The sequence below is a fragment of the Paraconexibacter sp. genome (assembly GCF_041602235.1).
In the GTDB taxonomy this organism is placed as follows: domain Bacteria; phylum Actinomycetota; class Thermoleophilia; order Solirubrobacterales; family Solirubrobacteraceae; genus Paraconexibacter.
This window is the reverse complement of record NZ_JBFIGP010000229.1, coordinates 1-6,161: the sequence shown is the minus strand read 5'-3', so window position 1 is coordinate 6,161 and position 6,161 is coordinate 1. Positions and strand designations below refer to the sequence as shown.

At 72.1% G+C, this 6,161-nt stretch carries 6 protein-coding genes; 5 read left to right on the top strand and 1 reads right to left on the bottom strand.

Annotation, left to right across the window (positions count from 1 at the left end):
• The 4 genes from ABYE80_RS15695 to ABYE80_RS15680 form a co-directional block, all read left to right on the top strand.
• Positions 1-998 (top strand): 3-oxoacyl-ACP reductase (locus tag ABYE80_RS15695; protein WP_372791238.1); only part of this gene is annotated, 998 nt, incomplete at its 5' end.
• Positions 995-1,990 (top strand): MaoC/PaaZ C-terminal domain-containing protein, encoded by a 996-nt coding sequence (locus tag ABYE80_RS15690; RefSeq protein WP_372791237.1) that lies wholly within the window; start codon positions 995-997, stop codon positions 1,988-1,990. The genes ABYE80_RS15695 and ABYE80_RS15690, both read left to right, overlap by 4 nt.
• Before the next feature lie 17 nt (positions 1,991-2,007).
• Complete coding sequence (locus tag ABYE80_RS15685) at positions 2,008-3,306, top strand: acyl-CoA dehydrogenase family protein (protein ID WP_372791239.1); 1,299 nt, start codon at positions 2,008-2,010, stop codon at positions 3,304-3,306.
• Positions 3,307-3,354: 48 nt separating this feature from the next.
• Positions 3,355-4,590, top strand: coding sequence for an acyl-CoA dehydrogenase family protein (locus ABYE80_RS15680; RefSeq protein WP_372791236.1), 1,236 nt, complete (start codon positions 3,355-3,357; stop codon positions 4,588-4,590).
• Between the two features lie 23 nt (positions 4,591-4,613).
• On the opposite strand, the gene ABYE80_RS15675 is transcribed toward ABYE80_RS15680, so the two are convergent.
• The gene (locus tag ABYE80_RS15675; RefSeq protein ID WP_372791235.1) at positions 4,614-5,066 is read right to left on the bottom strand and encodes an SSI family serine proteinase inhibitor; all 453 of its coding nucleotides are present in this window, start codon (positions 5,064-5,066) and stop codon (positions 4,614-4,616) included.
• A 73-nt stretch (positions 5,067-5,139) separates the two neighbouring features.
• On the opposite strand from ABYE80_RS15675, the gene ABYE80_RS15670 reads away from it, so the two are divergent.
• Positions 5,140-6,161, top strand: a 1,022-nt coding sequence (locus tag ABYE80_RS15670; RefSeq protein WP_372791234.1) for a calcium-binding protein, incomplete at its 3' end; no start/stop codon positions are given.

The following is a 6,161-nucleotide window of genomic DNA, read 5'->3' as shown; positions in this document are numbered from 1 at the left end:
TCATCGTGCTCGGCACCCCGCCGTCGGACTGCGACACCCCCCGCGAGGCGACGGCCCAGCGTGCGCTCGAGGGCTTCACGCGCGCCGCCGGCAAGGAGGCCCGCGACGGCACCACCGCCCAGCTCGTCTACGTCGCCCCCGGTGCCGAGGACCAGCTGTTCACCACGTTGGCGTTCCTCCTCTCTCCGCGTTCGGCCTACGTCAGCGGCCAGGTCGTGCGGATCGGCAAGGCACCGCAGCCGTCGGAGGCCGACCTCGTACGGCCGCTCGACGGCAAGGTCGTGCTCGTGACCGGAGCGGCACGCGGCATCGGGGCGGCCATCGCCGAGACGATCGCCCGCGACGGCGGCACCGTCGTCGGACTCGACGTCCCGCAGCTCGGCGACGAGCTGCGCGCCGGCATGAGCGCGATCAGCGGGACCGCGATCGAGGCGGACATCACCGCCGACGACGCGCCCGACACCATCGTCAAGGCGCTGAAGAAGGCCCACGGCGCGGTCGACGTGGTCGTCCACAACGCGGGGATCACCCGCGACAAGACGATCGGTCGCATGAAGCCGGAGGCCTGGGATCTCGTCGTCGACGTGAACCTCTCCGCCGAGGAGCGCCTCAACGACGCGCTGCTGGCGACCGACACGCTGCGCGACGGCGGGCGGATCGTCTGCGTCTCGTCGATCAGCGGCATCGCCGGCAACAACGGGCAGACCAACTACGCGACCTCCAAGGCGGGGGTCATCGGCATGGTCCAGTCGCTGGCGCCGGTGCTCGCCGAGCGCGACATCACGATCAACGCGGTCGCTCCCGGATTCATCGAGACGCAGATGACCGCGAAGGTGCCGCTGCCGATCCGCCAGGCGGGCCGGCTGATGAACTCGATGTCCCAGGGCGGGCTGCCCGTGGACGTCGCCGAGACGATCGCCTGGTACGCGAGCCCCGGCTCCAGCGGCCTGACCGGGAACGTCGTGCGCGTGTGCGGCCAGTCCCTCCTGGGAGCGTGAGCGCCGTGGCGACCGCGAAGAAGACCCGCAGGCTCGACGCCGCTCCGGGGGTGCTCGGCAACTACCTGAAGGCGTTCGGATCGACGCTGCCCGCCGCCGGCAAGCTGCCCTTCCTGCCGGGCGGCGGGGGTCCGCTGCCGTCGATCGTCCTCGAGGTGCCCGGCCTGCAGACCGACGCCGAGCACCTCGCCCGGTACGCCCGCGTGTGCGGGTTCACGCTGCGCGACACGCTGCCGCTGACCTACCTGAACGTCCGGGCGTTCGGCGTGCACATCGCCCTGATGACCGACCCGGACATGCCGTTCGGGCCGGTCGGCCTGGTGCACCTGACCAACGCGATCACGCAGCACCGCCCGGTGAGCGTCCGTGAAGCGGTGGACCTGAAGGTGTGGGCCACCGGTCTGGACCCGCACCCCAAGGGGCGCACCCTCACGCTGCACACCGAGGCGCGGGTCGGCAAGGAGCTCGTGTGGTCCGCCCGGTCCACGATGCTGCGGCGCGGTGGCGCGACCGAGGGTGACAAGCCCAAGGCCGTCGCCAAGCCCGCGGCGAAGCCCGTGGCCGTCCCCGAGATCCCGGTCCAGTCCACCTGGCGGATCCCGGAGGACACCGGCCGCCGCTACGCCGCCGTCTCGGGCGATCGCAACCCGATCCACCTCACGTCGCTGACGGCCAAGCCGTTCGGCTTCCCGCGCGCGATCGCCCACGGCCTGTGGACCAAGGCCCGCGCGGTCGCGGCCCTCGAGGGTCGGCTCCCGGACGCGTGCACGGTCGACGTCGCGTTCCGCAAGCCGGTCCTGCTCCCCACGACCGTCACGTTCGGCAGCGCGGTCGCGGACGACGTCACCCACTTCGCGGTCAGGGACCGCAAGGGCTCCGACCACCTCACCGGCACCGTCACCGCGGTCGCCGCACCGAAGAAGACCACCAGGAAGACGCCGGCCCGCAAGCCGGCGGCCAAGAAGACCACGACCAGGAGGACGGCGTCATGAGTGTCGCTGACCGCAGCATGGGCCTCGGCCTGCAGGCTCTCAGGAAGCTCGCTTCGTTCGAGCTCATCGATCGTGTCGGACTGCGCGGGTTCGCGGAGAACGCCACCTACCAGGTCACGAAGAACGGGTTCCGGGGCGCCACGCTGGCCGGGCGCACCTTCGCCCGCGTGAGCGGGGCCGGCAAGCCGGCCCGCGCCCGGGTCTCCGGGGGCAGCGACTCCTTCGACCTCACGCCCGATGACGACCAGCAGATGCTGCTGGAGGTCATGCGCGAGGTCGCCGCCAGCGAACTGCGACCTGCGGCGCTGAAGGCCGACGAGGCGTGCGCCGCGTCGCCGGAGCTGCTCGCGCAGGGCGCCGAGCTCGGGCTCGCGACCCTCGGTGTCCCGGAGGACCTCGGCGGCACCGCTGCCGAACGTTCCGCGGTGACCACCGTGCTGGTGACCGAGCAGCTCGCGCGCGGTGACATGGGGCTCGCGGTGTCGCTCCTGGGCACCAGCGCGGTCGCCACGGCACTGGGTCTGTGGGGCGACGCCGGCCAGCAGGCCACGTACCTGCCCGCGTTCACCGGTGACGACGTGCCGTGCGCGGCGCTGGCGATCCTCGAGCCGCAGCCGCTCTTCGACCCGTTCGACCTCAAGACCACTGCTCGCATCGACGGCGAGGGCTACGTCCTGAACGGCGTCAAGTCCCTCGTCGTGCGCGGTGCTGACGCCGAGGTCCTGCTGGTGGCCGCCGCGCTGGAGGGCCACGGCCCGGCGCTGTTCCTCGTCGACTCGGGTGCCGTGAGCGGCCTCAGCGTCGAGGCCAACCCGGCGATGGGCATCCGCGCCGCCGCCACCGAGAAGCTGTTCCTCGAGAACGTCCACGTGCCCGCCGACGCGCTGCTCGCGGAGGGCGACCCCGCGGTGTACGCCGAAGCGATCCACCGTGCCCGCCTCGGCTGGTGCGCCGCGACGGTCGGCACCGCGCAGGCGGTCCTCGACTACGTCATCCCCTACGTCAACGAGCGTGTCGCGTTCGGCGAGCCGATCAGCCACCGGCAGGCCGTGGCGTTCGCGGTCTCCGACATCGCGATCGAGGTCGAGGGCATGCGGCTGGCGACCTACCGTGCCGCCAGCCTCGCCGACCAGGGCAAGTCGTTCGCCCACGAGACGACCCTCGCCCGCACCCTGTGCGTCGCGAAGGGCCTGCAGATCGGCTCCCAGGGCGTCCAGCTGCTGGGTGGCCACGGCTACATCAAGGAGCACCCGGTCGAACGCTGGTACCGGGACCTCCGCGCGACGGGCGTGCTGGAGGGCGCCCTGCTCGTCTAGGCGCGGTCGACCGACCCCGCTCAACCGACGAACAGAACCGAGACCACGATGATCAATCTCGAGACCCCCAAGAAGTTCCGCCCGCTCGTCGAGCAGGCCAACCAGGTCGCCACGCACGTGCTGCGACCGATCAGCCGCAAGTACGACACCGCCGAGCACGAGCGCCCCAAGGAGCTCGACATGCTCGCCAAGCTCATCGACGGGATGAACGACGGCGGTGACACCGGCGGGGCCGGTGCGGCCGGTGTCGGCTCGCGCGACGAGTCGAGCGACAGCGCCAACGGCGCCGCCCCGAAGAACAAGAACGGCTCGAACATGTCGACCGCGCTGTCGATCATGGAGACCTGCTGGGGCGACGTCGGCCTGACGCTGGCGATCCCCGGTCAGGGCCTGGGCAACTCGGCGATCGCCGCGGTGGCGACCGACGAGCAGCTGAAGCTCTACGGCGGCCGCTGGGCGTCGATGGCGATCACCGAGCCCGAGTCCGGGTCGGACTCCGCGTCGATCCGCACCACCGCGGTCCTGGACGAGGAGACCGGCGAGTACGTCCTGAACGGCGAGAAGATCTACGTGACGGCCGGTGAGCGCTGCGAGCTCGTCGTCGTGTGGGCGACCCTCGACCGTGAGGTCGGCCGCGCGGCGATCAAGTCGTTCATCGTCGAGCGCTCCAACCCGGGCATGGTCCTGGACCGTCTCGAGCACAAGCTCGGGATCCGGGCGAGCGACACCGCCGCCTTCCGGCTCGAGGACTGCCGCGTGCCGAAGGAGGCGCTGCTCGGCAACCCTGAGATCGACACCAAGAAGGGCTTCGGCGGCGTCATGCAGACGTTCGACAACACGCGGCCCCTGGTGGCGGCGATGGCTGTCGGCGTCGCCCGGGCGTGCCTCGATCACACCCGCCAGGTGCTCATCGACGCGGGCGTGGACCTCAACACGGACCGCCCCGTCGTGACCCAGTCGGCGGCGGCCGCGAAGTTCTGGGCGCTGGAGGCCGACTACGAGGCCGCCCGCCTGCTGACCCTGCAGGCGACGTGGATGGCGGACAACCGCAAGCCCAACTCGCTGCAGGCGTCGATCGCCAAGGCGAAGGCCGGGCGGACCGGCGTCGACGTCGCGCTCGGCTGCATCGAGCTGTGCGGAGTCGCCGGCTACGACGAGACCGAGCTGCTGGAGAAGTGGGCCCGCGACGCCAAGATCCTCGACATCTTCGAGGGGACCCAGCAGATCCAGCTCCTGATCATCGCGCGGACGCTGCTGAAGAAGACCAGCGCCGAGCTGAAGTAGGGGCGTCCCGGCGGTGCGGGCGGTCAGCTGACCGCCTTCACCGCCGTGGCGTAGGCGTCGGGCCCGAGCACGTCGGTGAGCATCCGCAGCCGGGCCCGGCGCGTGCTCGATCCCATCTTCGGGAACTCGAGCGTCAGCGCGCGGCCGTCGACCGTGCCGGTGACCGTCATCGGCACCTCGGTGATCGGTCCGTAGTCGCGCGTCTCGATCACGATGGGCTCCAGCGCCTTGGCGCCGTCGGGCGTCGCGAGGCCGCGGCACGCCGTCGCCGCGTCGGGCCAGGTGCCGCCGACCGGATCGCAGCGCAGCGTGAAGGCCCGGGTGCCCGCGGTCCCCTCCAGGGTGATCGTCAGGTCGATCGCGGCCGTCGCGGCGCGGTCCTTGTCCGTGCTCCCGTCACCGTCCCCGCAGGCCGCGAGGGCGAGCGGCGCGAGCACCGCGGCGGCGAGGAGCGCAAGGGCACGGGCGAGCGGCATACGCCCACGCTAGCGCCCCGTTCCGCCGGGCCCCGGGAAGGATCCGGCGATTCCCGGCATCCTCTTCTCTGTGATGGCGCTTCCCCGTCCTGCCCTCCTCGCCCCGGGCGGCCTGCTGAGCGTCGCGATCGCGAGCGCCCTCGTCGCCGACGCACCTGCGGCGGAGCCAGGACCGATCCGCGTGAACACGCCGAGCGAACTGGTCGTCCAGATCCGCGGGACCAGCGCCGACGAGACCGTGACCGTGGAGCGCCTGCCCGACACGCGCACCTTCCGGATCGTCGCGAACCGCTCGATCGCCGTGTCCGGTCAGTGCACGAGCACCGGCGACCGCTCCGCCGAGTGCACGGCCCCGGGAGCGAACCTCAACGCGATCCAGCCCGAGCCCGGCATCGTGTTCCAGGGAACACCTGCCGAACTGCTGGTCTCGATGGACGGCGGGAAGGACCGCGTCACCTACGCGCGGGGCGCGGACAACGAGGGCACCAGGGTCACGATGAGCGGCGGCGACGGCGACGACGTGCTGTCGACCGCCGGGCTCCGTGACGGGGTCAGGACCGCCGGTCTGATGCTCCGCGCCACCCTCCTGGGCGGAGAAGGGGACGATCTCCTCCGCGGCGGTGACGGCTCGCAGAACCTGCACGGCGGCACCGGCAACGACACGCTCGCCGGCGATGACGGCGACGACGTCCTCAGCGGCGAGGAGGGCGACGACACGCTCGACGGCGGGGCCGGTGACGACACGCTCGACGGCGGGGCCGGTGACGACACACTCGACGGCGGCCCCGACGACGATCTGCTGCGGGGCCGGGCAGGCTCCGATCACCTGACCGGTGGGCTCGGCGGCGACGTCCTGTCCGGCGGTTCAGGGTCCGCCGGGGAACGCGACACCGTCCAGTACCAGGAGGTCACGTTCGCGCCCGACGAGAAGACGGCCGACCCGTTCGACTTCGTCATCGTGCCGGTGCCGCGACGCGGCGTCCAGGTGAAGGTGGGAGATGGCCAGTGCACGGACGGCGGCCCCGAGGACGAGGCCCGCGGCAGCCGTCCGGTCCGCGGCGCGGCGACCGCCTGCGGCGCGACGGGCGACGGCGT